The 26,788-nt window shown below is 62.0% G+C and carries 27 protein-coding genes; 15 read left to right on the top strand and 12 right to left on the bottom strand.

The window, feature by feature from the left end; all coding sequences use genetic code 11:
• Window positions 1-83: 83 nt before the first annotated feature.
• Both AC0L2R_RS31595 and AC0L2R_RS31590 read right to left on the bottom strand, forming a co-directional pair.
• A complete protein-coding gene (locus AC0L2R_RS31595) occupies window positions 84-1,976 on the bottom strand; it encodes a L,D-transpeptidase family protein (RefSeq protein ID WP_473513583.1) in 1,893 nt (630 codons plus the stop codon).
• Window positions 1,977-2,320: 344 nt separating this feature from the next.
• Window positions 2,321-3,232 (bottom strand): alpha/beta hydrolase, encoded by a 912-nt coding sequence (locus AC0L2R_RS31590; RefSeq protein ID WP_473513581.1) that lies wholly within the window; start codon window positions 3,230-3,232, stop codon window positions 2,321-2,323.
• Between the two features lie 47 nt (window positions 3,233-3,279).
• Between AC0L2R_RS31590 and AC0L2R_RS31585 the strand changes: the two genes are divergently transcribed.
• On the top strand, window positions 3,280-3,732 hold the full coding sequence (locus AC0L2R_RS31585) for a MarR family winged helix-turn-helix transcriptional regulator (protein WP_091590958.1): 453 nt from the start codon (window positions 3,280-3,282) through the stop codon (window positions 3,730-3,732).
• Between the two features lie 5 nt (window positions 3,733-3,737).
• On the opposite strand, the gene AC0L2R_RS31580 is transcribed toward AC0L2R_RS31585, so the two are convergent.
• Both AC0L2R_RS31580 and AC0L2R_RS31575 read right to left on the bottom strand, forming a co-directional pair.
• Entirely contained in the window at window positions 3,738-4,349 is a 612-nt protein-coding gene (locus tag AC0L2R_RS31580; RefSeq protein ID WP_473513579.1) for a pyridoxamine 5'-phosphate oxidase family protein, read from the bottom strand.
• Window positions 4,350-4,414: 65 nt separating this feature from the next.
• Complete coding sequence (locus AC0L2R_RS31575) at window positions 4,415-4,768, bottom strand: gamma-butyrobetaine hydroxylase family protein (RefSeq protein ID WP_023801862.1); 354 nt, start codon at window positions 4,766-4,768, stop codon at window positions 4,415-4,417.
• A gap of 326 nt (window positions 4,769-5,094) precedes the next feature.
• Here AC0L2R_RS31575 and moaA point away from each other — a divergent pair, with 326 nt between their 5' ends.
• The 9 genes from moaA to AC0L2R_RS31530 all read left to right on the top strand — a co-directional run bounded on the left by moaA (window position 5,095) and on the right by AC0L2R_RS31530 (window position 12,574).
• Window positions 5,095-6,090 (top strand): GTP 3',8-cyclase MoaA, encoded by a 996-nt coding sequence (gene moaA / locus AC0L2R_RS31570; protein ID WP_027151755.1) that lies wholly within the window; start codon window positions 5,095-5,097, stop codon window positions 6,088-6,090.
• A 148-nt stretch (window positions 6,091-6,238) separates the two neighbouring features.
• Entirely contained in the window at window positions 6,239-7,159 is a 921-nt protein-coding gene (locus tag AC0L2R_RS31565; RefSeq protein WP_473513577.1) for a DMT family transporter, read from the top strand.
• Window positions 7,160-7,222: 63 nt separating this feature from the next.
• Complete coding sequence (mobB, locus tag AC0L2R_RS31560; RefSeq protein ID WP_473513576.1) at window positions 7,223-7,732, top strand: molybdopterin-guanine dinucleotide biosynthesis protein B; 510 nt, start codon at window positions 7,223-7,225, stop codon at window positions 7,730-7,732.
• A 234-nt stretch (window positions 7,733-7,966) separates the two neighbouring features.
• A complete protein-coding gene (locus tag AC0L2R_RS31555) occupies window positions 7,967-8,749 on the top strand; it encodes an ABC transporter substrate-binding protein (RefSeq protein WP_473513575.1) in 783 nt (260 codons plus the stop codon).
• Window positions 8,750-8,862: 113 nt separating this feature from the next.
• The gene (locus AC0L2R_RS31550; protein ID WP_287220749.1) at window positions 8,863-9,576 is read left to right on the top strand and encodes an ABC transporter permease; all 714 of its coding nucleotides are present in this window, start codon (window positions 8,863-8,865) and stop codon (window positions 9,574-9,576) included.
• Entirely contained in the window at window positions 9,573-10,406 is an 834-nt protein-coding gene (locus tag AC0L2R_RS31545; RefSeq protein ID WP_128172519.1) for an ABC transporter permease, read from the top strand. Before AC0L2R_RS31550 ends, AC0L2R_RS31545 begins: the two co-directional genes overlap by 4 nt.
• Window positions 10,407-10,468: 62 nt before the next feature.
• Entirely contained in the window at window positions 10,469-11,338 is an 870-nt protein-coding gene (locus AC0L2R_RS31540) for an NAD(P)-dependent oxidoreductase (RefSeq protein WP_473513588.1), read from the top strand.
• 8 nt (window positions 11,339-11,346) lie between these two features.
• Window positions 11,347-12,048 carry a DNA alkylation repair protein gene (locus AC0L2R_RS31535; protein WP_473513572.1) on the top strand — a complete coding sequence of 234 codons (702 nt, stop codon included), beginning with the start codon at window positions 11,347-11,349 and terminating at the stop codon, window positions 12,046-12,048.
• Entirely contained in the window at window positions 12,011-12,574 is a 564-nt protein-coding gene (locus AC0L2R_RS31530) for a GNAT family N-acetyltransferase (protein WP_473513570.1), read from the top strand. Before AC0L2R_RS31535 ends, AC0L2R_RS31530 begins: the two co-directional genes overlap by 38 nt.
• Window positions 12,575-12,605: 31 nt before the next feature.
• Here AC0L2R_RS31530 and AC0L2R_RS31525 read toward each other — a convergent pair whose 3' ends face one another.
• Window positions 12,606-13,961: a DUF7986 domain-containing protein gene (locus AC0L2R_RS31525; protein WP_473513568.1), complete on the bottom strand. Its 1,356-nt coding sequence runs from the start codon at window positions 13,959-13,961 to the stop codon at window positions 12,606-12,608.
• A 321-nt stretch (window positions 13,962-14,282) separates the two neighbouring features.
• Between AC0L2R_RS31525 and AC0L2R_RS31520 the strand changes: the two genes are divergently transcribed.
• On the top strand, window positions 14,283-14,849 hold the full coding sequence (locus AC0L2R_RS31520; protein WP_473513566.1) for a DUF3299 domain-containing protein: 567 nt from the start codon (window positions 14,283-14,285) through the stop codon (window positions 14,847-14,849).
• 11 nt (window positions 14,850-14,860) lie between these two features.
• Here the strand turns inward: AC0L2R_RS31520 and AC0L2R_RS31515 are convergent, their stop codons facing one another.
• From AC0L2R_RS31515 to AC0L2R_RS31500, 4 genes are all read right to left on the bottom strand, one after another.
• On the bottom strand, window positions 14,861-15,352 hold the full coding sequence (locus AC0L2R_RS31515) for an Lrp/AsnC family transcriptional regulator (protein ID WP_006333679.1): 492 nt from the start codon (window positions 15,350-15,352) through the stop codon (window positions 14,861-14,863).
• Window positions 15,353-15,471: 119 nt separating this feature from the next.
• Window positions 15,472-16,089, bottom strand: a complete 618-nt coding sequence (locus AC0L2R_RS31510) for a uracil-DNA glycosylase family protein (protein ID WP_473513564.1) — start codon at window positions 16,087-16,089, stop codon at window positions 15,472-15,474.
• A 14-nt stretch (window positions 16,090-16,103) separates the two neighbouring features.
• On the bottom strand, window positions 16,104-16,715 hold the full coding sequence (locus AC0L2R_RS31505) for a glutathione S-transferase (RefSeq protein ID WP_473513563.1): 612 nt from the start codon (window positions 16,713-16,715) through the stop codon (window positions 16,104-16,106).
• 137 nt (window positions 16,716-16,852) lie between these two features.
• The gene (locus tag AC0L2R_RS31500) at window positions 16,853-17,476 is read right to left on the bottom strand and encodes a thermonuclease family protein (protein WP_473513561.1); all 624 of its coding nucleotides are present in this window, start codon (window positions 17,474-17,476) and stop codon (window positions 16,853-16,855) included.
• A 75-nt stretch (window positions 17,477-17,551) separates the two neighbouring features.
• Here AC0L2R_RS31500 and AC0L2R_RS31495 point away from each other — a divergent pair, with 75 nt between their 5' ends.
• Window positions 17,552-19,072 carry a sensor histidine kinase gene (locus AC0L2R_RS31495; RefSeq protein WP_473513559.1) on the top strand — a complete coding sequence of 507 codons (1,521 nt, stop codon included), beginning with the start codon at window positions 17,552-17,554 and terminating at the stop codon, window positions 19,070-19,072.
• A gap of 72 nt (window positions 19,073-19,144) precedes the next feature.
• On the opposite strand, the gene AC0L2R_RS31490 is transcribed toward AC0L2R_RS31495, so the two are convergent.
• Complete coding sequence (locus AC0L2R_RS31490; RefSeq protein ID WP_473513557.1) at window positions 19,145-20,140, bottom strand: nicotinate-nucleotide--dimethylbenzimidazole phosphoribosyltransferase; 996 nt, start codon at window positions 20,138-20,140, stop codon at window positions 19,145-19,147.
• A gap of 182 nt (window positions 20,141-20,322) precedes the next feature.
• Between AC0L2R_RS31490 and AC0L2R_RS31485 the strand changes: the two genes are divergently transcribed.
• Window positions 20,323-20,556 carry a DUF1289 domain-containing protein gene (locus AC0L2R_RS31485; protein ID WP_027151770.1) on the top strand — a complete coding sequence of 78 codons (234 nt, stop codon included), beginning with the start codon at window positions 20,323-20,325 and terminating at the stop codon, window positions 20,554-20,556.
• Between the two features lie 7 nt (window positions 20,557-20,563).
• Window positions 20,564-21,268 (top strand): TIGR02281 family clan AA aspartic protease, encoded by a 705-nt coding sequence (locus AC0L2R_RS31480; protein WP_473513555.1) that lies wholly within the window; start codon window positions 20,564-20,566, stop codon window positions 21,266-21,268.
• A 4-nt stretch (window positions 21,269-21,272) separates the two neighbouring features.
• Here the strand turns inward: AC0L2R_RS31480 and dusA are convergent, their stop codons facing one another.
• Window positions 21,273-22,268 (bottom strand): tRNA dihydrouridine(20/20a) synthase DusA, encoded by a 996-nt coding sequence (dusA, locus tag AC0L2R_RS31475; protein WP_473513553.1) that lies wholly within the window; start codon window positions 22,266-22,268, stop codon window positions 21,273-21,275.
• 193 nt (window positions 22,269-22,461) lie between these two features.
• Window positions 22,462-25,308 carry an ATP-binding protein gene (locus AC0L2R_RS31470; protein ID WP_473513552.1) on the bottom strand — a complete coding sequence of 949 codons (2,847 nt, stop codon included), beginning with the start codon at window positions 25,306-25,308 and terminating at the stop codon, window positions 22,462-22,464.
• 200 nt (window positions 25,309-25,508) lie between these two features.
• Here AC0L2R_RS31470 and AC0L2R_RS31465 point away from each other — a divergent pair, with 200 nt between their 5' ends.
• Entirely contained in the window at window positions 25,509-26,783 is a 1,275-nt protein-coding gene (locus AC0L2R_RS31465) for an epoxide hydrolase family protein (RefSeq protein WP_473513550.1), read from the top strand.
• Window positions 26,784-26,788 lie beyond the last annotated feature (5 nt).

Here is a 26,788-nt window from a genome sequence, read left to right as displayed (position 1 = left end):
CCCAGCCAGCATGTTGAATCAAATCCCCGCTGATTTGGGAATCCCCCTTCGATTCAGCCTCTCTTCATCCCGCTCTAGCATCCTCAGATCGCCGGCGAGCGCACTGCTTGCGTGCTGTCGAGCGCCTGCTGCAGCCGCGCGTCGCGGTCGTAGACGTCGCTGAAATATTCGACCTTGCCGGACATATCAGGCCAGGCGGTGAAATAGGCGACATAGACCGGGATCCTGCGCGCTACCTTCTCCGTCGCATGTCCGTGCTTCAGCTTCTCCGCGATGTCATCGACCGAGGTGCCGAGCACGGCCGCTGCCATGCCGCGCGGATCCTGCAGGCGAACGCAGCCATGGCTGAGCGCGCGCATGTCACGCTGGAAAAACGTCTTTTGCGGCGTGTCGTGCATGTAGATGGCGTGCTTGTTGGGGAACAGGATCTTCAGTTCGCCCAGCGCATTGGCCTCGCTCGGCAGCTGGCGCACGCCATAAGGTATTTTTGCGCCATAGGCGCCCCAATTGACCGAGGAGGACGGAATGCGTTTGCCGCGCGCATTGACCACTTCGTAGCCGGCGCGGTCGAGATAGCCGGGATCCCTGCGCAGCCGGGGCAGCATCTCGTTGACGAGGATCGACTGCGGCACGCCCCAATAGGGATGGAAGTCGACCTGCTCGAGCTGGTCGTAGAAGAAGGAAGTCTGGTTGGTGGTCTTGCCGATGACGACGCGGGTCTTCAGCTTCTCCTCGCCATTTTCGATATAGCTCGCGGTAAACGCCGGCTGGTTGATGAAGACACGCGGGCTGCCGAGATCGGATGGCAGCCAGCGCAACTCTTCCAGCGCGACCTGCACCTTTTGAATCTTGTCGGCTTTGGACGTCCCGACCAGCGCCGCGACGGTGCGCGGACCGATGACGCCGTCGCCCTTCATGCCAGCCTTTTTCTGCACCGCCTTGATGACCGGCACCAGTTCCGGATCATAGACCTCGCTGGTGGCGAGCCTGGCCAATATCTCGCCATAGGCGCCGCCCATCTCGTCGTCGAGATTGCGCGCGATCTTCGCCAGAAGCTTCGGCAGTTCGGGGCTGGTCTCTTCCGGCTTCAGCAACAGCTTGGGATCGACGACGATGTCGTCGTCGGCGCTGGCCTGAAGTGATTCCAGTTCGACGCGCAGTGCCTGGTATTCGGCGTTCTGCGGATGCCGTGATTCGAGATAGGTGCGCACTTGCCGGGTGCGCGTCAGCGTTTTCAGCACGCCTTCCATGTCGAGCGGCTTGGCCGGGAAATCATAGTAGCCGGTGATGCGATTGGGATCGACGCGGCCACTGTGCGCGTCGCGGACATAGCGCAAGACGCGCGCTGACAGCGCCATCTCGAAGCGGACGAGCTGCTTGAGCCGCGCATCGGCGCTGCCGGTCGATGCGCCGGCGGCAGGCACTTCAACCGTATAGTCGGCCGGCATGAGGCCATAGCTGGTTGCCTCGCCAAGCACCCGCACCGCATCTTGCGCGCGACTGTTGGCATTGGCTCCCGTCACCCAGACGAAATCCGGATTGGCCGCGTAATAGGCGACGAGTGCCTTGGCGATGTCCTTCTCGGCGTAGAGCTCGTAATCGTGGAGTCCGGCAATCGCTTCGCGGAAGGCAGCGCCGGTGGCGGACGACGGCTGGAATGCGGCGTCCTGCGGCATTGCCGGCTCCGGCGCTGCCGTCAGCGTCGAGAAGTCGACGCGCACGAGCGGGTCGCTCTTGTAGGTGTAATAGGACGGGCTGCGGATACGAGAGGCAGCGGGCGCCGTGGCATATGGCTTGTATTTCAGCCTCTGCCTCGACGGCGGCAGGGGGAAATCACCTCGCGGCGAATGCCTGACACCACCGCCGAAGAGCCTCTCGAAAAACCCTTGCGCGTCTGCCTGCGGCACGCCGAAGGCCAGCATTGCCGCGACCGCCGCAAGCGGCATCACGGTTGCCTTGTTTCCGAGGAATTTCATGGAATCACCCGCTCCGGCTGCAGCCGGCTCCCGTTCCGCATCGCTTGACGGTCTCGCCCACCGCATCATGGATGTAGGGCGCGACTACACCGATTCATACTGATTTCGTTAAGCTTTCATAAATTTCAGAACGTCTCTGTTGCAGAACGGTTTCACAACGGTGGCAGCCGAAGCGAATCGGCTCCGCTCCGGCTCCAGCGAATAGCACTGAGGCCGGGCGATGACGCCGCCGGCGATGGGAATCAACTCGACCAGCCGCATTCGGTTGCAAGGAAGCGCTCTTCCTCGAATCGCTCTTCCTTGAAGCGGTCGACTTTTGACACGCAGGTCGAAGCCGCCGGTGTTTAATGCAGCGATACCGGCTGCCGGTGTTCGGCAACGAAGCCGACCGCACGCTCGACCACGCCCTTGTCGGCGAGGATGCGGCGGTGGCCGAGCCCGTCGGCCCAGTACAGCCGCACATGGTCGCCGGCCCCGGCATAGAGCCTTGCATGGTCGGCGGACACCTCGCGGTCGTCCGGCGCATGGATGACCAGCGTTGGCACCGGCGTGCCGGCAAGCTGGCGGTCGCCGGTGAATTCGTGCAGCGGCCGGCCGGCGATGCGTTCGACCCGGTCGGCCATGGCGGCCTGCGAGCGTGGGCCGACACTGAGCATGCGGCTGAAATCGTTGAAGATCGCCGGCAGCGAACTCGGTGCCGCGATCAGCACCAGCCGCCCGGCCGGCAGCGGCGGAATGGCCTTGACCGAACCGGCGACGGCATTGGCGGCGACGGCGCCGCCGAAGGAATGGCCGACGACCGCCACGAACGGGCCGAACCACTCGCCGGTCAGCCGAGCGGCCTCGACAGCGCTGACCAATGTGAGCCGGCGTCCCTGCGATTGGCCGTGGCCCGGCAGGTCGAGCGAGACAACCTTGTAGCCGGCGCCTCGATAGGCTTCGATCAGCGTGCGCATATATTCGGTGCGCGAACGCCAGCCATGGATGACGAGCACCGTTCCGGCGGCCCGCCTGCCCGGCTCTGGCCTGAATTCATGCACCATGACGCAGCCGTTTTTGGTCTTCAGCCGATGATGGCGCGCCTCGGCCATGAAGCCGGCGGCGCGGTCGACGGCGCGTCGCTCGCCGTCGCTGAGAATTTTGGCGTTCGGCGTGCGGCAGAACAGTTCGAATGCCGCGCGCCCGGTAAGGCGGGGAGCCACATGTTCGGCGGCGGCAAACACGCCCCGGATGACCTTCAATCCAAATGATGCCATAGTGGCGATCCATCCATTCGTTCAAGCATGAACATAATAGTTCAAACATGAACATTAAACAAGAGCTGCCCTGGGACAACCCGCGTTTTCGCAACTGGGTCGCGGTGGCGCGCGCCTGCCATGTCCTGGAACGCACGCTGGCAGTGAAGCTTGCGCCGCTGGACCTGAAGCCGGCGCAGCTCGACGTGCTGATGAACCTTTACCGCCATCCCGGCATGTCGCAGCACGATCTCGCCCGCCGGCTCCTGGTCGGCCGTTCCAACATCACCATGCTTTTGCCGCAACTCGAGACACGCGGCCTGCTGCGCCGCGAAGGCGATCAGAAGGACAAGCGCGTGCTGCGCCTGACCCTGACCGAAGCCGGCACGGAACTGCTGATGCAGGCGCTGAAGGTTCATATGGCGCTGATCGAGAAAGCGATGAGCCAGTCGACGCCGGAGCAATGCGACATGATCGGCGAGCAGATGCGCAAAATTGCCGACGTGCTCAAGGAAGCGTGACCCGCTCACCAGATCGACTTTTTCGCGCGCTCCGGCCATTCCCTGTCGTAAGCCTCGCCGTCGATGCCTTTCCGGCTGGTGATTTCCAGGATCTTTCCGGGTGTCGGCAGCGACTTCGGGTCGACATGCCTCGCCGGGTTCCACAGTTCCGACCGATGGACGGCGCGAGCGCACTGGAAATAGACCGAATCGACATCGATGACCGTGACCGAACGCGCCGGTCTGCCGTCGACGCTGAACGAGGCACACAGCGCGGCATCCGTGGTGATGTGGGCGCGGCCGTTGACGCGCAGCGTGGTGCCGCAGCCTGGGACCAGGAACAACAGGCCGACGCGCGGATCGCGAATGATGTTTTTTAGCGAATCGGCACGGTTGTTGCCGCGCCGGTCCGGCATCATCAGGGTTTTCGGATCATGGATGCGGACGAAGCCGGCGAGATCGCCGCGCGGCGAGCAATCCAGCCCTTCCGGCCCGCTGGTCGCGAGCGCGGCAAAAGGCGAGGCCTCGATGAAGGCGGCGTATTCGGGAATGACATGGTCGAGCTCCTTGACCAGCGACGTCTCGCCGGGCAGCCCATAGAGCGCTTCGAGCTGTTCGACCGTGGTGATGACGGACATGTTTTCGCCTCCGAGCATCCGCAGCCGCTACTCCAAATCGGTGACGCTTTGACCACGGGCCGGAGCTATCGATCGCGGCTTAGCCCCTTCTCTTCCAGCTCGGCGAGATAGGCGGCCCAGCGTGCGTCCTTCTCATGACCCAGCGTATGCAGGTAGTTCCAGGTGAAGATGCCGGTATCGTGGAAATCGTCGAAGGTGATGCGGACGGCATAGTTGCCGACCGGTTCGATCTTCAGGATCGCAACGTTGCGCTTGCCGGGAACGGTCACGCGCTGTTCGGGCGAATGGCCCTGAACTTCGGCGGATGGCGAGGCCACCCGCAGCAGCTCCGCCGGCAGCTCGAACGGCTGATGGCCAGGGAACGTCACGGTTAGCAGCCTGCGGTCCTTCGAGACCCTGAGTTCCTTCGGCGCCGTCATGGTGATAGGTTCCGCATCATCTGTCCTTCCCTACGCCGCTTCGCGCAGCGGGAAAAGGCCGCTTCGAAACTTCCGACACGATCCGTGGTGGCGCGATGTTGCCTAATGCATGTCGCGCAAAAGCATGCCCTCTGGCCTGACCCGAGGGTGTGCAGCGGTTTTGCGATAACGACATGCATAAAACAACAACCTAAAGCGCGTCGCATGAGACCGGTCGAACGCGACGCGCTTTAGGGATCGAAACTTCTTGTCTTGAATGGCAGGTTGGATCGTATCACATAGCCATATATAACGATGCCGTTCGCAACCACGGGAAACGCACCAGCATGGACATGATCGATCCTTTTGGTCGCACGATCAGCTATCTGCGCGTTTCGGTCACCGACCGCTGCGACTTTCGCTGCACCTATTGCATGGCCGAAGACATGGCGTTCCTTCCCAAGAAGGATTTGCTGTCGCTGGAAGAACTCGACCGGCTATGCACGGTTTTCATCGAAAAGGGCGTCAGGAAACTGCGTCTTACCGGCGGCGAGCCGCTGGTGCGCAAGAACATCATGCATCTTGTGCGTCAGATTTCGCGTCATCTCGAAAGCGGCGCTCTGGAAGAATTGACGCTGACCACCAACGGCTCGCAGCTTTCGCGCTTTGCCGCTGAACTCGCCGATTGCGGGGTCAAGCGCATCAACGTTTCGCTGGACACGCTGGACCCGGAAAAATTCCGTCAGATTACCCGCTGGGGCAATCTCGACAAGGTCATGGATGGCATCGACGCCGCGCAGGCAGCGGGACTGAAGGTGAAGCTCAATGCGGTGGCGCTGAAGGATTTCAATGACGCCGAACTGCCCGAGATGCTGCGCTGGGCGCACGGCCGCGGCATGGAGTTGACTGTCATCGAAACCATGCCGATGGGCGAGATCGACGCCGACCGCACCGACCAGTATCTGCCGCTGTCGCTGCTGCGCGCAGCACTCGAGCGGCAGTTCACGCTGACCGACATCCCCTACAAGACCGGTGGCCCGGCCCGCTACGTCCACGTCGCCGAGACCGGTGGCAGGCTCGGCTTCATCACGCCGATGACGCATAATTTTTGCGAAAGCTGCAACCGCGTCCGGCTGACCTGCACCGGCACGCTCTATATGTGCCTCGGCCAGGAAGATGCCGCCGACCTGCGCGCACCGTTGCGTGCATCCGAAGGCAACGAACTGGTCGCCGACGCCATCGACGAAGCCATTGGCCGCAAGCCGAAGGGCCACGATTTCATCATCGACCGCCGCACCAACCGTCCATCGGTATCGCGGCACATGAGCGTCACCGGCGGCTGATCCTTTTTGGTCGCACCGCCGCAATAGATCCAGCCGCTCTTGCGAGGAGGTTGTAACGAGCCGCCGAAGGCCGTGGACCAGCCCTTTGACGTTGCTGTCTTGCCGCCGGCTGGTAGAGGCTTGAAGCAGGACCACAGTGGTAACGCCTTTGCTTTTTTCCCCAAATCTTCGCGGTGCACTGTTCATGGTGGTGGCGATGAGTGGTTTCACCCTCAACGACGCGATCACCAAAGTCGCGTCGGAATCCATGAACATGGCGCAGGTCATGCTGATCCGCGGCGCCTTCGCTTCGCTTTTCGTAGGCCTGCTTGCCTGGCAACGCGGTGCGCTTGCCGTGCCCGGCTCGATGCTGCAGCCGATGGTGGCGATACGCGTGATCGGCGAAGCCGGCGCTACCGCGTCGTTTCTCATCGCCCTTGCCCATCTGCCGATTGCCAATGTCTCGGCCGTGCTGCAGGCGCTGCCGCTGGCGGTGACGATGGGCGCAGCACTTGTGTTCAAGGAAGGCGTCGGCTGGCGGCGCTGGCTGGCTATCGCCATCGGCTTTGCCGGCGTGCTGATCATCGTGCGGCCCGGCTTCGAGGGGTTCAGCATCTATTCGCTGCTGGCGCTGGCCTGTGTCGCCTGTTGTGCGGTGCGTGACCTCGCCACCAAGCGGATACCGCAAGCCATTCCGACATTGCTGGTGTCGACCACCACGGCAGTCGCCATGACCGTGCTCGGCGCGGCGCTGCTTTTGCCGATGGGCGGGTGGACACCGATGACGGGGGAAAGCACGGCGTTCCTGGCATTGGCGGCAGTGCTCGTGGTCATCGGCTACCAGTTCATCATCATGGCGATGCGGGTGGGCGACATCTCGTTCATCGCGCCGTTCCGCTACACGGCCCTGCTCTGGTCGATCCTGCTTGGCCTGTTCATCTTCGGCGACGTTCCCGACCTGCCGATGATCCTCGGCGCCAGCATCATCGTCTGCTCCGGCCTCTACGCACTTTACCGCGAACGGATCGTCGGCCGGCGCAAGACAGCCGCCGAAAGCGCTGGACCTGATATGGCGCCGGACGGCATATAGGCGCTTGCCGTTCGCCACGAGTAACCTTGTCCGTGTCGAGGGTCAGTTGCAGAGCATGAAGCCATGATGAGACGCGTCTTCGGTATCACCGGCTGGAAGAATTCCGGCAAGACGACACTGACCGAAAAGCTGGTCGCCGAACTCGTCCGGCGTGGCTGGAAAGTCTCGACGGTAAAACACGCCCATCATGCCTTCGACATCGACAAACCGGGGGCGGACAGTTTTCGCCATAGGCAGGCCGGGGCCACTGAAGTCGCCATCGTGTCGGACAGGCGCTGGGCACTGATGCACGAATTGCGCGGCGAGGACGAGCCGACGCTGGATGCGATCCTGTCGCGGCTCGGCACCGCCGACATCGTGCTGGTCGAAGGCTACAAGCGCGAGGCGCACAGCAAGATCGAGACGCGGCGGATGGAGGCCAAGGACTGGGCACCGCTTTCGGCAAATGATCCGCACACCGTCGCTATCGCCGCCGACTTCGCCATAGCCGACGAAAGCCTGCCTGTCTTCGATCTCGACGACACCAGATCGATAGCCGACTTCATCGAGCGCGCGACAGGTTTGACGCGCTGAGGGTACTGCCGAAGAAGCATCGGCCGCCCCCTGTTTCCTCGTTGCCCCCCTGTTTTCCTCGGTTGTTTGCCTGCCGCAACGTCAGCATTGTCCGGCAATGCGAAACCCGCAAGCAACGGTTTTACAGTTGCTTTTTCTTGGGAAAGAATGGGAGTATCGCGCCAGCGGGCGGTCAACAGAACCGCCTACAGAGCCGTTTGGAACGACGGCCGGGAACATACAGAGAGGACTATCATGCGTATTGCACTGCGTATAGCGCTCGCCGCATCGGCGGCGCTGCTGACCTTGGGCGTTGCCCAGGCTCAGGAAAAAACCTTGAGGATCGGCACGGAGGGAGCCTATCCGCCGTTCAACAACCTGACCGCTGATGGCCAGCTCGAGGGCTTCGACATCGATATCGCCAAGGCGCTTTGCGACGAGATGAAGGTGACGTGCACTTTCGTCGCGCAGGATTGGGATGGCATCATCCCGGCGCTTCAGGCCGGCAAGTTCGACGCCATCGTTGCCTCGATGTCGATTACGCCGGAGCGTGCCGAGAAGGTCGACTTCACCAACAAATACTACAACACGCCGCCGGCGATCGCCGCGCCCAAGGACAGCGATATCAAAGGCGTGACCAAAGAGGACCTGGCCGGCAAGACGATCGGCGTGCAGGCGTCCACCACCCACTTCAATTATTCAACCAAAACTTATGCCGACAGCACAATCAAGCCGTACCCGACCGCGCAGGAATACCAGCTCGATCTCGCCAATGGCCGCGTTGATGCGGTCAACGACGACATCACCGTCATCGAAGGCTGGCTTGCCACGCCGGACGGCGCCTGCTGCAAGCTGATCGGCGCGATCACACCCGACATCGAGATCCATGGTCCGGGCGCCGGCATCGCGGTACGCAAGGGCGATACCGCGTTGGTCAATCAGTTCAATAAGGCGATCGACGCCATCCGCGCCAACGGAAAGTACAAGGAAATCAACGACAAGTACTTCAAGTACGACGTCTACGGCGGCGAGTCCTGATCCTTCCGGGTTGACGGCGAACGGCGGGACATCCCCGCCGTTTGCACAAGGCGCGGCGCGCCAGGGCTGACGCCGCGCTCTCAAAAAAAGCATAGAGGAGAACAGGCAGGCGGATGCAAAGCGTTTGGACGCTGCTCAGTTGGGGACCCGAAGGCTGGCTCGACGACATCGCCTATGGTGTTTTCATCACCGTTTCGCTTGCAGCCGCGACCCTGCCTCTCGGTCTGGTGATCGGCTTTCTGGTTGCGCTGGCCAAGCAATCCAACGAGCCGTCACTGCGGCTGGCCGGCAATATCTACACCACGATCTTTCGTGGATTGCCTGAGTTGCTGACCCTGTTCATCATCTTTTACGGCGCGCAAATCGGCATTCAGCAATTGATGCGCCTGTATGACCCGACCGCCGCGGTCGAAGTGAATGCTTTTGTTTCCGGCATGATCGCGCTCGGCGTCGTCTTCTCGTCCTACGCCAGCGAGGTCTTCCTCTCGGCATTCCGCGCCATCCCGAAGGGACAGTATGAGGGCGGCTATTCGGTTGGCCTGTCTGGCTGGCACACGATGCGCCTTGTGGTGCTGCCGCAGCTTATCCGTATCGCACTGCCGGGTCTTGCCAATCTGTGGCTCATCCTTCTCAAGGATACCGCCTTGGTTTCCGCCATCGGTCTTACCGACATATTGCGGCAAGCGGGCGTCGCCGCCCGCGTCACCAAGCACGCCTTCCTGTTTTTCGGTGTTGCCGCGCTTATTTATCTGCTCCTCGCCATCATATCGTCCTTCGGCATCAATGCGATCGAACGTGCGGTCGGCCGCCAGCAGGTGCAGCGATGAGTGCGGCAGCAGCCGACGTGGCGAGGAAGGTCGAAAAACCGCCAGCAATCCCGCACGGCTGGCCGCGCCAACGTATTCTCGGCTACGCGCTGGTCTGTATGTGGATAGCTTTTCTCGCCGGGATTGCTGCCTACCTCATTGTCGCCTGGAACGGCGAGCTTTTCGCGAAATATGCGCCATCCTATGTGACAGGGCTAGGTGTGACGCTTTTGCTGGTCGCCATCTCGATCGTGCTTGGCGCCGTCCTGTCGGTGCCGATCGCCTATGCCCGCATGTCGAAAAACCGGTTTCTTTCAGGTCTTGCCTACGCCTATGTCTATTTCTTCCGCGGCACGCCGCTGCTGGCCCAGACCTTCCTTGTCTATTACGGCGTAGGCTCGTTCCGGCCGCAGCTCGATATGATTGGCCTCTGGGGTTTTTTCCGGGAGGCGTTCAACTGCGCAATCTTCGCTTTCTCGCTCAATACTGCCGCCTATCAGGCTGAAATCCTGCGCGGCGCGATCGAGAGCGTGCCCAGAGGCCAGTGGGAGGGCGCCGCCTCGCTCGGCCTGCACAAATTGCAGACGATGTGGAAGATCATCCTGCCGCAGGCACTGATCGTGGCGCTGCGTCCCTACGGCAACGAGATCATCCTGATGATCAAGGGCTCGGCGATCGTAGCCATCATCACCGTCTATGATCTGATGGGCATCACGAAGCTCACCTATTCGCGCACTTTCGACTTCCAGTCCTATGTCTGGGCGGCGATCATCTATCTGATCATTGTCGAGATACTCCGCCACGCGGTCGAGTGGATAGAACGGCGCATTACCATACATCTGCACCGCTGACTCCCATAGCTTTGCCTGATCCGCTAAGAAGGCCGGAAACAGGATTGAAGGGATTCGAAAACATGGCATCGGTGGCATTTCTCGGTCTTGGCGTCATGGGCTATCCAATGGCCGGACATCTCCGGAACAAGGGCGGCCACGACGTCACCGTCTACAACCGCACCAAGGCAAAGGCCGAGCAATGGGTTGCCCAGCATGGCGGCAGTGTTGCCGACACGCCCGCTGAGGCCGCCGACGGCAAGGATTTTGTCTTTTGCTGCGTTGGCAATGACGACGATTTGCGCGCGGTGACGATCGGAGCCGAGGGTGCGTTCCAGTCGATGAAGAAGGGAGCCATCTTCATCGACAACACCACGGCCTCGGCTGAAGTCGCGCGCGAACTGGCGGAGAAGGCGCAAGTTCGCGGTTTTTCGTTCCTCGACGCACCGGTCTCCGGCGGTCAGGCCGGCGCCGAAAACGGCATCCTGACCGTCATGGTCGGCGGCGAGCAGAAAGCCTTCGAGCAGGCGAAGCCTGTCATCGATGCCTATGCCCGCATGGTCGGGCTGATGGGCCCGGCCGGCTCCGGCCAACTCACCAAGATGATCAACCAGATCTGCATCGCCGGCCTTGTCCAAGGGCTGGCCGAAGGCATTCATTTCGGCAAGAAGGCCGGGCTCGACATCGAAAAGGTCATCGAGGTGATCTCCAAGGGCGCGGCCGGCTCATGGCAGATGGAGAACCGCCACAAGACGATGAATGCCGGCAAATATGATTTCGGCTTCGCCGTCGACTGGATGCGCAAGGATCTCGGCATCTGCCTGGCGGAGGCCGACCGCAACGGCGCCAAGCTGCCGGTGACGGCACTTGTCGACCAGTTCTACAAGGATGTGCAGGGGATGGGCGGCAAACGCTGGGACACGTCTTCGCTGCTGGCGCGATTGGAGAAGTAGGTTTTGTCGTGGCCGAGCTTTCGCCTCACTCCAGCGCCGAGGAGATTGTCGCCCATCTGCGCTCGATCGGCTCGCAGGAGAACCGCCTTGGCATGCTGCGCTACGGCATCAAGATCGAACGTGCGCTCGGAATCTCGCATGGCGTGCAGAGGCAGATTGCCAAGAAAATCAAGTGCAACCATGAGCGTGCCTTCGAACTATGGGAGTCGGGCATCATGGAAGCGCAGTTCATCGCTTCCGTCACAGCCGATCCGAAGCGGTTTTCTGCTGCGGATGCAAGACGATGGGCGGCGACTTTCGACTCGTGGGATATCGTCGACGGCGTCTCCGACCTCTTTGTCGATTCGGATTGCTGGAAGGAGCTGATAGAAGAGTTTGCGGCCGACGAACACGAGTTCGTTCGACGCACGGCTTTTGCCATGATGGCCTGGTCGGTCGTCCACCGGAAGAAGGAGCCAGAGGCGACCTTCCTCGACTTCCTGCCGATCATCGAAGCGCACGCCGCCGATGGCCGTAATTTTGTGAAGAAGGCGGTGAACTGGGCGCTTCGCTCTATCGGCAAGCGATCGGTGAATTTGCACGGCGCTGCCCTTGCCTTGGCACAGAAGCTTGCCGGTTCGACCGACAAGACGGCGCGCTGGATCGGCAAGGACGCTGTACGGGAGCTTTCCGATGCCAAGACGCTCGAGCGGCTCGCCAGGAAAGGCTGACCGGAGCCAGATCCGTTTTACCGAGGTGACGCGATTGACGCGCGCCGATTTCGAGAACCTGTTCGAGCAGCCTGGCGGCCCGAAATATTGCTGGTGCATGGCCTGGCGCCACCTCGAAAACCGCGAGCACGCGTCCAACGATGAGAGGAGACGGGCCATGATGGCGCTCATCGAAGCCGGCACGCCGGTCGGTATCGTCGCCCATGCCGAAGGCAAGACCGTCGGCTGGTGCTCCGTGGCGCCACGCGAGACCTATCGCAAGCTGTCGCAGGAGCAGGACGACAGCGAGGCGGGCGTCTGGTCGATCGTTTGCTTCTATGTGCCGAGGGCGTCGCGCGGCCGTGGACTGGCAAGCGCCCTGCTTGACGCGGCCATCGATCACGCCTTCGCCAAAGGCGCCAGGACCATCGAGGCCTATCCGGTCGACCAGGCATCGCCGAGCTACCGAGTTTCATGGGCTTTCGAGAGATGTTCGTGGCCCGCGGATTCCACGAGATCGGCATGGCCGGCTCGCGCCGGCATGTGATGCGCCTGGAGCGCGTTGAGGACGCCAGACGCTATCGGCGCAGGTCGCGAACGCCGAGTTCCGTCCACATCCAATCAAAACTGTAAACGGCCATAGGATGGGAGCGGTCAGGCTGCTTGGCGGTCTGGTTTTCCAGATGTTTGAGCCATTCGGCCACCTTTTGCCGGCCTGTTTGGGTCTTGACGGCCTGACGCGGTGTCTTGCCATCAAGAACTTGGACCGGCTGATCGAGGGTATCCCGATAGTGTTGATCCAAGTATTCGTGAATGACCTGTTCAGTGACTTCCGGAGGAATCTTCGATGAGGGCGTCCTGCCCTCCTTGGCTGGCCGTTCAGCCATCATCTGCTTTACGGTACGGATTTCGGTAAGAGGTGTTCGGACCAGATCGCCGAGGGCTCGCTGGATCAGGGCCGTCCCTTTTTCCGCCCGCTCGGCGGAATTGGCGGATAGACACAGGAAACCGCCTTTCAACTCGACATTGCCCAACACGCGCCGACCGTTGTCCATTGTGGTGTCCAGGGAAAGCGTGCCCGCCTGCTTGGGTCTGTCCTCGCCTTGCGGCGAGTATTCCAGCCAGTTCCAGAACTGCGCATTTTCCTGCGACATGCCCGCTATGCCGTTCAGCCGGGCGGTGATGTCCTCCTGCGACGCGCCGGCGGCCAAGGGAAAGCGGACATCATGAAACATGAATTCGTCGCCTTCGGCATTTTGGACCCTCGGCATGTTCATCACCTTGTCGAGGGCGTCGAACACCCATACGAGCGTGAACATGGACGCCACCGCCCGCAGGTCTTCATCCCTCATGGCCGGCAGCTTTCTTGCGTTCTTTTTGCCGAACGTGTCCAACAGGCCATCGAACAAGGATTGGGTGGCCTCTCGGGTGAAGGGAAGAACACCGCCGGCAAGGATATTCTTTCCGAGGACGGGCACGATTCTCGCCGCGATCTTGTCCCACTGCTTCAATGTCTTGGTGGCGGTGCCCTCTTTGACGAGGATCGGCTCGCCACCGCGGAGAAGATCGCGCGCCATGAACGATTGTCCCGGAACGACGTCGCTCACCTCATACAAGGTCATGATGGAGGTGCGTAGCGCGCCGATATACGCTCTCGTTTGCGCATTTTCCTTCCAGCCTCTGCGCTTGAGATACTCATCGACGATGTTGCTGGGTTCGCCCTCGAAGTCCTGGGTCAGGAAATCCTCGAAGGCGCAGCCCCAAAGGTTCATAACTCTGTCTTCACCCAGGATCTCGGCGAGTTCTTCGAATTCCATGTCCGCGTCGCCGAGGATCGGGCCGAAATGATCGTCGAACACTTCCGCGAAACATTCGCTCCATTCGTCACGGCTGAGGAATTTCATCAGCCCGCTGAGATCATGGCTGGTCGGCATTTAATTTCTCCAGGTTCAGGCGATATTCGAAGATAGGGTCTCTGTCGTCTTGCGTCGTTTGGTCGGGTTATTCTGCGCCGCTGAGCCGACTGGGCAAGACGCTTTCGGCGATTTCCTTGCCTTTCTTCGGATCGAACTCCCCGCGCCGGCGCCGCTCTGCCTTTCGGTGTGGGCGGCAGCCCCAACGACGGTTTGCCCCGGTTAGCCCCACGGGCATGGCACTCGATGTTGCATTCTGCGATAACAAGTGGATCACCCCGTTGCCGATACTTCACGACGGGTTTACCCGATCCAGCCACGGACTGGCGAAGCATGAAGCCAATGAACAATTGTCTCAAATCAGGCGCGGCCTTGGCTGTCGCACTCGGCCTCTCCAGTGCCACCACTTCCGCCGAAACGGTGCGCATATTCTGGAGGGACCTGCGCCCGGCGACCCAGCCCGCTGCCGAAAGTGTCGGATTGCCGATGGTCGCGGCAAAAATGCCTGACCGTGGCGAGACGCTGTCTCTCAATTTGCGAGACAAGGCCATCCAACTGGCGGGCTACGCGCTGCCGCTCGATCGGGACGGCGATCTCGTCTATCAGTTCCTGCTGGTGCCGTGGACAGGGGCGTGCAGCCACATGCCGACGCCGCCGCCCAATCAGATCGTCCTCGTCACGCCCGCCCGCCCCTACAGAATGTCGCAAGCCTATCAGCCGATTGCCGTGACCGGCGCGCTGGAGCCGGGCATGGAGAAAAGTCAGCTCTTCATCCTCGACGGTGTCAGCGTGATCCAGTCGGGTTACACCGTACGCAAGGCGGAGGTGACGGATGTCGATCTCGTGCCGGACACGATCACGCTACCGGCAAACTCGCCGTGGAGTTTCCTCAACAAAAAGAAGAACTAAGCGAAAACTCCTTAGGCCGCGTTGGCGCCCGATTCCTTGTCCAGAACCATGTAGTCGAGCGGCATTTCTGTCGTGTATTTGATCTGTTCCATGGCAAACGACGACGAGACGTCGCGGATCTCGATCTTGGCGATCAGTCGCTTGTAGAAGGCGTCGTAAGCGGCGATGTCGGGCACCACCACGCGCAGGAGATAGTCGACGTCGCCGCTCATCCGGTAGAACTCGACCACTTCCGGAAATTCCTGGATGACCTCCGAAAAGCGCCGCAGCCACTCATGGCTGTGCGAATTGGTGCGGATCGACACGAACACGGTGACACGCACATTGACCTTTTCATGATCGAGGATGGCGACGCGCCGCTTGATGACGCCTTCCTCCTCGAGCTTCTGGATGCGCCGCCAGCAGGGCGTGGTCGACAGTCCGACTTTCTTGGCGACATCGGCGACCGCGAGCGTCGCGTCCTCCTGCAAGAGGCGGAGGATTTTTCTGTCAAGGCGGTCCATTTGGGCGCTCCCACGGGATAGATCAGGAATAGATTGGCTATAGTCCTTCTTATTTGGGCTATTCACAAGAAAGAAATTCTGTCAGATGGCGCAAAAGCGAGTGATTTCTTGCTTACGCGTCAGCCGAGGCGATAGCGGATTTCCGATCTCAGAAACGGCAGCAAATCCATTTCAAACCACGGATTGCGCTTCAGCCAGCCGGTGTTGCGCCACGACGGATGCGGTAGCGGCAGCACTTTCGGGATGGTGGGCGCATCCCAGATGGTGCGCCAATCCATCACCGTCTCGGTCAGCGAGGGCCGGCGCGCAGCGCCCATGTGCCAGGATTGCGCATAGAGGCCGATCGTCAGCACCAGGTCGATATGCGGCATCAGCGCCATCAGCGGCGCACGCCAGGCCGCTGCACATTCGCGGCGCGGCGGCAGGTCGCCGCCCTTGGCATCCTGGCCGGGAAAGCAAAAGCCCATCGGCACGATGGCGAATTTTGTCGTGTCGTAGAATTCTTCGCTGCTGACGCCCAGCCAGTCCCGCAACCGATCGCCGGAGGCGTCGGTGAACGGCATGCCTGACATATGCACCTTGGTGCCCGGTGCCTGGCTGGCAATCAGGATGCGGGCGCTCGACGACGGCCTGAGCACAGGGCGCGGCTCATGCGGCAGCGGCCGGCCGACCGGGTTTTCGACGCAGATTCGGCAGGCGCGTACCCTCGCCGCGAAGTTTTCCAGCTCTTCACTCATGCCTGTGGCCATTCTCAGGCGGCGGCGCTCGGCCGGCTGGAGATCGCCTGATACCAGCGCAGCACGTTGGCACAGTCTTCCGGCACCTTGATACGCGCCGGCTTCATGAAGTCGATGGCGATCAGCCCGGTGATGTCGGCGATCGAATAGGCGTCGCCGGCAACGAATTCGCGGTTCGCCAGTTCGTCGTCGAGCAGTTTCAGGAATGCAACGGCTTTCGGCTTGTTAGCCTCGCCCCATTCGGGAATTTGCGGGATCTCCCATTCCTTCATCGCCGGATGGACGTGTCGGAACGCGGCGCTGACGCAATTGAGCAAGTTGAGCTCCATCCGTCTCTGCCACATCTCGACCAGCGCCTTGCCGAGCGCGCCGCGGCCGAACAACGCCGGTTCCGGGTGCAGTTCCTCGAAATAGCGGCAGATGGCGACGGATTCGGTGATGACGGTGCCGTCGTCGAGTTCGAGCACCGGCAGGCGCTGCAGCGGGTTGCGCAAACTGACCGGCTGCTCTTTGTGCTCCAGCGCTCCCATGTCGACGGGCACCAGCGGAACCTCAAGCCCCTTTTCAGCGAGGAAGACGCGAACCCGCCGTGGATTGGGCGCCCTGCCGCCGTCGAAGAGTTTCATCCATCCTCCTTTCGCACCGGCCCGACCGGAATCGATTGCCGGAAAGCACGACGCGAAGATTAAAAAAATCTCAGCGCATGGCTTGTATCGTCCGACTGGACGCACCTCGCTCTGTTGCAACACTATAGGGTTGACCATCACCAGAAGCGAAAAATTTCTCGCAAGCCATCGCCGATCGAAGCCAAGCGACCGTGCTTTCTTTCGACCACTTCGTGATCGCGGCTCTCGCGCCAGTCGTGCGGCTCGTCGAAAGTGCCGGCCCAGATGCCGGCCTTGCCTGATCGGGCAGCGGCCTCCTCGGTTTCAAAATCGCCATAGGCAACTGCCCAGCCGGCCTCGACCTGGGCGCGGTTGAGATCCCTGCCGCCGGCGTTGCAATCGCCGAGCAGCCGGCGGTATCGGTCGCGCTGCCAGCCGGTGCAGGAGACGGGTTTGCCTGCTATCAGACGTACCAGCGACTGCCGCGCCAGCTTGCCGCAGGGATAGCCGGCGCCGTCCTTGCGGCAGATCTGCGAATATTCTGGCGCATCAATGCCGCGCATGCGGATACGCTCGGTACCGAGCGTGATCGTATCGCCGTCATTGACGACGGCGGCACCCTCAGCCTTGCGCGTCTCGATCCGATCAAGGCGCGCCGCCAGAAGGATCAGCAGACCGAGGACAAGCATGGCCAGTGCGTAGTCCACCAGCCGGCGCCAAAGGCTTCGCGGCCGCGGCGGGACGTATCGCAGTCCCGGCCGCCGCGACCACGAACGGCTCATATGGCAAACCGTTGGTTAATCATTCGAACGTAGCTTAACAATTTGAAACCGCTGCCCGCATAAATTGAAGTCTCCATGCCCTCGCAACGTTCGACCACAGCGGACAAGTTTATTGTGGACCGCCGGAAACCCCATCGCAACAGCGATGTGGCGCGCGCGGTGCGCAAGACGCGCGACCGTCTTTCGCAGCAGGCCGGAAATCCTGATTTCGACCGGGAGCTTTTGAAACTCCACGCCCGTGCGATGATAGGCGGCGCGATCATAGTTCCGCTTCTCGTCCTGGCGACCGCCGCGACCGGTCTGTTTGCTGGCGTCGGAAAGGCAATTGGCGTCTGGGCGCTTCTTATACTCATCTGCTACGCCATCGTCGTGTTCATGGCGAGGCGCGTCGACCGAACGGAAGCTGCCGAACTCAACCCGCTGCAAACGCACCGTGATTTCCTGATAGGCCATTTCCTTTGCGGCCTGGGTTGGGCCTGGCTTGCCTTGCTCGGTTGCGACACCTGCCAGGTCGACCAGTTCCAGTTGATCGAGGGTGTGGTGCTGCTGCTTGCCATGGCGGCGACGGCGATCACAGCGTCATCGTTGCGCGGTGCGTTGCTGGCGACTTTCGCCGTTCCGGTGGCCGCCTATGCCTATGCCGGCGCCAGGCAGTGGATGCCGGTCGAGTTGATCATGGCCGGGTTGCTGATTGTCGCGCTGCCCTTCTTCGCCTATGTGGCGCGCCGCCTCAATCGCTCGTCCTTGATGCTGCTCTCGTTCCGCTCCGAAAAGGACGCGCTGATTGCCGAATTGGATACGGCGAAATCGATGTCGGACGAAGCGCGCCGACGGGCGGAGGACGCCAACCTGGCAAAGTCGCGGTTTTTGGCCTCGATGAGTCATGAGTTGCGGACGCCGCTCAACGCCATTCTCGGTTTCTCCGAGGTGATGGCGAACGAGGTGCTCGGACCGATGAGCAATCCGACCTATCGCGACTATGCTCGCGACGTCCATGACTCTGGTCAGCACCTGCTCGACCTGATCAACGAAATCCTCGACCTGTCGCGCATCGAAGCGGGCCGCTACCAACTCAACGAAGAGCCGATGATGCTGCTTTCCGTCGTCGAGGATTGCTGTCACATGATGGAGCTGAAGGCGCGCAACAAGGACATCCGCATCGTCCAGGATTTCGAAAACGCCTTGCCGCGCCTGTTCGCTGACGAACGCGCGGTGCGCCAGATCGCGCTCAATCTTTTGTCGAACGCCATTAAGTTCACCGGAACTGGCGGCGAGATCCGCGTGCGCGTCGGCTGGACAGCGGGCGGCGGCCAATACCTCTCCGTCAAAGACAATGGGCCCGGCATTCCGGAAGACGAGATTCCGGTCGTGCTGTCCGCCTTCGGCCAGGGCTCCATCGCCATCAAGAGCGCCGAGCAAGGCACCGGGCTTGGCCTGCCGATCGTCCAAAGCCTGCTCGCCATGCATGGCGGAGAGTTCGAACTCCATTCCAAACTGCGCGAAGGCACCGAGGCGATCGCCATCTTTCCGTTGAGCCGGGTGATGGAGGAATTGCCGGCGCTGCCGACCAGGGCCGTTGCTGCGCGCCGGCGATAGACGCTTAATGCATGTCGCCGCAAAACAACAACCTGAAGCGTGTCGCATGAGGCGGGTCGAACGCGACGCGCTTTAATGCAGCGCCGCTGCCATGCCCGAGGCGGTGAGCGCAGCGGCTTTGACCAGGCCGGCCGCAAGTGCCGCCCCTGCCCCCTCGCCGTGGCTGACGCCGAGATCAAGCAGCGGGCGCAAGCCGAGCCGCTCGGCGGCCCGAGCGTGCGCAGGCTCTGGCGACAGGCTGGCAAGCAGGCAATGATCGAGCGCAGTGGCGTCGGCGGCATGCAGCGCCGCCGCAGCGGCTGTCGCCACCAACCCATCGAGCAGGACGGGGATCTTCTGCGTCCGGGCGGCGAGGATGGCGCCGGCAATCGCTGCGAACTCACGGCCGCCAACCCGGCGCAACGCTTCCAGCGGGTCCCTGAGACCTGTGCCGTGGAAGGCTAGCACGGCATCGACCACTTCCGCCTTGCGCACCCGCATCGATGCATCGGCGCCCGATCCGGAGCCGACCCAATCTGCGCCACTGCCGCCGAACAGTGCGGCAAGCAAGGCCGCGGCGACGGTGGAATTGCCGACGCCGAGGTCGCCAAGGCAAAGCAGATCGGCGCCGCCGGCGATCGCCTCCATGCCGAAGGCCATGGTGGCGGCACAGCCGCGTTCGTCAAGTGCCGCCTCCTCGGTGATGTCGGCGGTTGGAATGTGCAGCGCAAGATCGAACACTTTCAGCCCGAGATTATTGGCGATGCAGATCTGGTTGATCGCCGCACCGCCGGCCGCGCAAAGCTCGACGGCGTTCGCCGTGGCAGCGACAGGCCGTGGCGAAATGCCGTGGCGAGCGACGCCGTGATTGCCGGCGAAGATCGCCACCAGGGGCCGGTTCACTGCCGGCGGCGCGCGGCCGCTCCAGGCGGCCAGCCAAGCCGCGATGTCCTCGATGAGGCCGAGCGAACCTTTGGGTTTGTCGGCCTTGGCAAACAGCGCACGGACGCGGGCTTCGGCTGCCGTGTCGGCCCGTGGCAGGGTCGCCAGAAGATTGCGAAAATCGTCGAAGGGCAGCGCGCTGGTCATGTCGTTGATGATCGTTCCCGGAGTTGGTGAGCGGCATAGCCGCCTTGCTCGGCCGGCACAACTGCCTGCATTGACGCGAAAGCGGCTGCCGGCGGCGCATTCCGGAGGGCTTGCATTGGCGTTGCCGTTATACCATGTGGAGGCGAGACGAGGGATTCCTTGGGAATCCTGAGAGAATAAACATGACGGCCATCGAATCCCCATGCGTCCTGGTCTGTTCGATCGATATGAAAACCGGCTTCTGCTTCGGTTGCGGCCGCACGCGCGAGGAAATCGGCGCCTGGATCGAGATGACCCCTGAAATCCGCCGCAGCGTCATGGCCGAGCTGCCGGCCCGGCTGGAAACGGTTGAGCGCAGACCGCGCCGCGAAACCCGCCGCACCCGCCTCGCGCGCGAACGCGACGCTCTCTCGTGAACCACATATGAGCCGGGTTTTCTGGGTTTTGATGATCCTGATCGGGGTAGGCGTTGTCCTGCTCATGCTTAACGATTCCGCGGGCAGCACATTCGGCGTCGAGAATGACGATTTCAGCCGGCTGATCTGGCTTGCCGCACTGGTCGCGCTCATCGGCGCCGGCCTGCTCAGATCAGGCAGGCCCTTGGGCACGATGGCCCGCAGCCTGGGCACCTGGGCCGTCATCGTGCTCGCACTGATCGCCGGCTACCAGTACCGTTATGAATTGCAGGATTTCGCCAGCCGGGTGACGGCCGGCCTTGTTCCCGGCAGTCCACTGGCGTTGGGCCTCGACGACGGCCATGCCACGGTGACCCTGGACAAGGCCGGCAATGGCCATTTCGAAGCGCGCATCCTGGTCAACGGCACGCCGGTCCGGGCTGTGGTCGATACCGGCGCAACCAGCACCGTCTTGACCGCGCAGGACGCGCAAGCGGCCGGCTTCAACCCAGCCGCTCTCAATTTCACCATACCGGTTTCCACCGCCAACGGCATGGCGCGCGCCGCAGTCGTGAGAACCGACGAATTGGCGATCGGCGGGATCGTGCGCAAGGACATGCCGGTCATGATCGCCGCGCCCGGCATGCTCGGCCAGAGCCTGCTCGGCATGAATTTCATCGGCTCACTGTCCGGTTTCGACGTGCGCGGCGACCGAATGATCTTGCGCGATTGAACAGTCAGGCGGCTTCCGCGTCTGTCCCGCTAAAATCGACTGCGGCGAAGGCTGCCTTCAGCACATCGGGCCCGGCGCCCGGCCTTGTCGCATCGGTCGAAAGGATCTGCCGGTAACGGCGCGCACCGGGCAGACCGTGGAACAGGCCGACCATGTGACGGGTGACATGGCCAAGCCGCCCGCCCCGCTCGATGTGGCGTGCCGCATAATCCGCCATCGCATCGATCAGCGCGGCAAAATCGAATGTTTTGGGCTTCTCGCCGTAAAACGCCGCGTCGACGCCTGCCAGAATGCCCGGCGTATGATAGGCGGCGCGGCCGAGCATGGCGCCGTCGACATGATCAATGTGGTCAAGCGCCTCTTCAAGAGATTTAATTCCGCCGTTGATGCCGATGAATTTGTTCGGCTTTTTTGCCTTCAGTCGATACACTCTGTTGTAGTCGAGCGGCGGGATGTCGCGGTTTTCCTTCGGGCTCAGCCCTTCGAGCCACGCCTTGCGGGCATGCACCCACAGCGCGTCGGCGCCGGCCGCGAAAACCCCGTCCGCCAACGTATCGAGCGCCGGCTCAGGATCCTGCTCGTCGACGCCGATGCGGCATTTGACGGTGACCGGAATGCCGACAGAGGCCTTCATCGCCGCGACGCAATCGGCGACCAGGTCCGGTGCTTTCATCAGGCAGGCGCCGAACGTACCCGACTGGACGCGGTCGGACGGGCAGCCGACATTGAGGTTGATCTCGTCATAGCCGAACGCTTCGCCGATGCGCGCCGCCTCGGCAAGCTTCTGCGGATCGGAGCCGCCGACCTGCAACGCGACCGGATGTTCCGTATCATCGAAGCCTAGCAAGCGCTCGCGCTCGCCGTGGATGACCGCGTCGGCCACCACCATCTCGGTGTAGAGCAAGGCCCGGCGTGTCAACTGGCGATGGAGGAACCGGCAATGCCGGTCCGTCCAGTCCATCATGGGAGCTATGGCGAATTTTCTATATTTTTCAATCATTTATACACAGATTTTAAACCACGAGATTGGACGGACTGACACTGCCGGCGCATATGATATGTGACTCATTTCATTCTTTTTTTCAAAGCGTAACCATCAATGTCACTTCACACCGCTTTTCTGCTCATGGCACAATATAATGGTAGGGTCACCATTCCGCTCGATGAGGTCCGTCGCGATTGCCGAGCCAAGACTAACTGTGCGTCGCGAGCAGACGTGCAGCTGACTTCAGATCAGCAGTATCCAAACCCTCAACGAAGCGCTCGAACCGCGGCTGGAGATGCGCCCGGGCGGTTTCGTGTTGTCTGCGATCGATCAGAAGGGTAGCCAGGTCGACCGCGGCGCGCAGCTCCCACCCCCACGCGCCCCAACCCTGGCTCATTTCGAGTGACCGCCTGAAGTAGGTTTCAGCCTCGTCGCCAGACTGCACTGACGCCAAAACAAGGCAGCCCTTCACGCGCAGCAACTCCGGCATATAGCAGAGATCTCCGTTCGCCTCGACCGACAGGATCGTGTCGTCGAGCAGTGCGAGGGCCTCCGCGAGCCGGCCCGTGGCGGCAAGGCCTTGAACGAGCGCGACGTTGAGCGGAGTGGTGAGCAGTTCGTAGGGTGCTGCGTGGAGCTCCGCGAGACTGCCTTGCAGGCTCTCGATTCCCTTTTCCGCATCGCCTCGACGAATGGCCAGTTCTCCCTTGAAGCCTCGTCCTAGCGCCAGATACGGCCCGAGCGAGTGGGGTTCCGCACGCAAGCAGAGACGGTCTATATGCTCGTCCGCGCGGTCGAGATCGCCGACCCAAAGGAACACGGAAACGGCCCAGACAAGAGCGATCGAAAGCGTCAGCGGATGGTTCAGGATCTCGGCGTCCTTGATCGTCAGCAGCGCGCGTTCCACCGCCCGATCCGGATGGCCTTGCAGCCAAAGCGTTCTTGCTAGGATCGCGCCGGCCAGGATTCTCCCGTCGAAGCCGAGATAGTTGGTCGTGGTCCGACCGGAACGCGGCCCGTATCGCAATGCTGCCGCAAGCGAGGTCTGGGCGCGAGCTAGTTCTCCATTGAGGTGAAGCGATATTCCCATCAACGAATGCGCCAATGTCGTGGAAACGGAGTCTTCCAGCGCGTCGGCAATGACGGTGCAACGCTCCGCGTAGCGGAGTGCGGTCCTGAAATCTCCGGTACGCAAATGGAACATCTGCAGCGGCCCGAGAACCTGAATCTGGTCGAGCGCATCGCTGCGTTGCTCGGCAATGGAGAAGCTTCTGTTCAGCGCCACGCGCGCTGCGTCCCTTCCCCCGTGCGTGAACATCAGGGAAACTCCAAGGGCCGCCTGAAGGTGCATCTCCTCGCGTCCGCGGCGCATGGAGTCGTCGAGAGCGAAAATTGCCCGGGAGCTCCAGCGATGGCACTCGGTGAGCAAGGACATCGACAGGAAAAGCGGAGCAGCGGCGGCGGCAAGACGAATGCCGAGCCTGGCATCCCCGTTGGATCCGAAACACCAATCCAGAGCCCCACGCACATTGGCAAGGCCCGCGAGGTGCAGTGATCGTTGCGACGCGCTCGACAACGTAGGCCACTCATTCCCCGTATCCTCCAGCCATCGCAGACAGTAGGTCGCGTGCCGGGCGGCCAGTTCCGTGAGTTCCGAATCCTGGACCTCGAACTGAAGGGCATAAGCCCGCGTCGTATCGAGCAGTCGATAGCGCATCGTTGCACCGGCTGGCCTCGCCGCGACCATCGACTTCGCCACGAGGCTATCGATGGCGCTGAATACGAGCGCATCGTCCACGGTCGGGCTCGTTACTATTGTCAGCGCGGCATCGATCGAAAAATGACCGACGAAAACGGCAAGCCGGCGAAGCACCAGGCGCTCGAATTCGGACAGAAGCCCGAAGCTCCAGTCCAGAGTAGCCTGAAGTGTCTTCTGGCGCGGCGGTGCGCTGCGCTGCCCCGGCCACATGAGGGCCAGGCGTTCGTCGAGAAGCATCGCGGTCTTCTGCAGGCCGTAGCTCGCAACCCGTCCTGCTGCCAGTTCGATGGCAAGTGGTACGCCATCAAGCTTCCGGCAGATGTGCGCCACGACCCCCGCATCCGAATCGTCGAGGTCAAGACGAGCACCGCTCGCTGCTGCGCGCTCCAAGAACAGCTCGGTCGCAGGGAACGCCTGCGCGACTGCCGCGGTGGGTTCCAGATCGTCCGGCGGGTAAGCAAGCGGCGCCAGCTTGTAGACGTGCTCGCCTTCGACCTGGAGAGCCTCCCGGCTCGTCGCCAGGATGTGGGCCTGCGGCGCGGAAGCGAAGATACGGGCCGCCAGGTCTGCCGCCGCGTCTATGACATGCTCGCAGGTGTCCAGGATCAGGAGGATTCTCTTGTCAGCCAGGTATGTGATGAGAGCGGACGTGGCGTCGTCAGACTGAAGCGACAGCCCCAGCATCGACGCTACAGTCGGCGCGACCAGGTTGGGATCATTCAGCGCGCCAAGATCGACGAAATGCACGGCGCCAGCGAACGCATCGACCACGTGATGCCCGGCCGCCAACGCAACGGTGGTCTTGCCGACCCCACCCGTCCCGACGATCGTGACGAAGCGCGCTGCCGCCAGCTCCGCGGAAAGCGCGGCCGTGTCGTCGGTTCGCCCGACCATGCGGGCTAGTCGGCTCGGGAGGTTGGCCTGCGGGTAGCTGGCGGCAGCCTCGCTTCGCGCATCGTTGCGACCACCCGATCGCGAGACCGGCGCCACGAAGCAATAGCCCCGGCCCTTCAAGGTAGCGATGTAGCGCGCGCCGTCCTTGCCGTCGCCCAACGCCTTTCTGAGATTGGCCATGTGAAACCGCAGACTACCCTCCTCGACGGTGACGTCGGGCCAGACGTTCGCCAACAAATCCTTCTTGCTGATCACCTCGTTGGAGCGGGCAGCCAAAGTAGCCAGGATATCGAAAGCCCGCCCGCCCAGATCGACGGTGGTGCCTTGCCGCAAGAGCAGCCGTTCGCGGACGGCAAGCGTAAAGGGACCAAATGATATCGTGTCGCTTGCAGGCCCTGCCATGACACTCCCTTCGCGGCCTGCTCCATGCAGGCGACCACTCAGCTATGAGAAGAACAAAAGTGGGGGCTTCGCTGCAAGCCTGCATTCGCCGACGAGCGCTAACGTTGCATCATAATGCATAACGGGCGCTTCGGGCGATCTCCTTCTATGTGTCGAAAGCAGCAAGAACCTCTCTGCCGACGGACCCAAGGAGAACGACCATGCCCGCATCATCGCCATCGCTCACGCGGCGAAGCCTGCTCGCCGCATCAGTGGCGGCAGGCGCCTTGAGCCTGCTTCCCGCGAGGGCGCGCGCGAGCGTCGACATCGAAGCCGTCCATCCCTTTCGCGTCGACATCACGGAAGAGGCAATCGTCGATCTTCGTCGACGTCTGGCAACGACGCGCTGGCCCCTGCGGGAAACCGTCACGGATCAGTCGCAGGGCGTGCAACTCGCAAAGCTCCAGAATCTCCTTCGGTATTGGATGACCGATTACAACTGGCGGAAGGTCGAGGCGAAGCTCAACGCTCTGCCTATGTTCGTCACCGAAATCGACGGCGTTGCTATCCACTTCATCCACGTCCGGTCCCGCCATGAGAATGCTATGCCGATGATCATGACGCATGGTTGGCCCGGCTCGATCCTAGAATTCATGAAGGTCATCGGTCCGCTGACCGATCCCACAGCCCATGGCGGTGCTGCCGGGGACGCCTTCTATCTCGTCTTGCCTTCAATCCCCGGCTTCGGCTTTTCCGGGAAGCCGACTGAGACCGGCTGGGGCTCAGACCATATCGGCCGTGCCTGGGGCGTGCTGATGGGGCGGCTGGGTTACGACCGCTACGTCTCGCAGGGTGGCGACTGCGGTTCGGTCATCTCCCACCGCATGGCGCTGCAGAAGATGCCTGGGCTCATTGGTATACACGTCAACATGCCGGGGACCGTGCCGCCGGAAATTGCATCAGTGTTGGCGGCCGGCGGGCCGGCGCCGAGCGGACTGAGCGAGAAGGAAAGAGCGGCGTTCGAGGCGCTCGACACCTTCTACAAGGACAGTTCCGGCTATGCCGCCATGATGGTCACGCGGCCGCAGACCATCGGCTACTCCCTGGTGGATTCGCCGGTCGGCCTGGCGGCGTGGATCTACGAGAAGTTCGCGCAGTGGACCTATAGCGGTGGCGACCCCGAGCGGGTTCTGACCATGGACGAGATGCTCGACGACATCTCGCTCTACTGGCTCACTGAATCCGGAACCTCCGCGGCTCAGATCTACTGGGAAGACCACTCCAACAATTTCAATGCCGTGGACATTGCCGATCTTCCGGTCGCCGTGACGGTATTTCCCGGCGAAATCTACTGCACGCCGCGAAGCTGGGCCGAGCGCTGCTACCACAACCTCATCTATTTCCATGAGGCCAAGACCGGCGGGCATTTCGCGGCCTGGGAACAGCCGGAAATCTTCACCCAGGAGGTCCGTGCAGCTTTCAGATCGCTGCGCTGATCGAA

It is taken from the genome of Mesorhizobium sp. WSM4820 (assembly GCF_055811075.1).
This window is presented reverse-complemented; position numbering and strand designations above follow the sequence as displayed.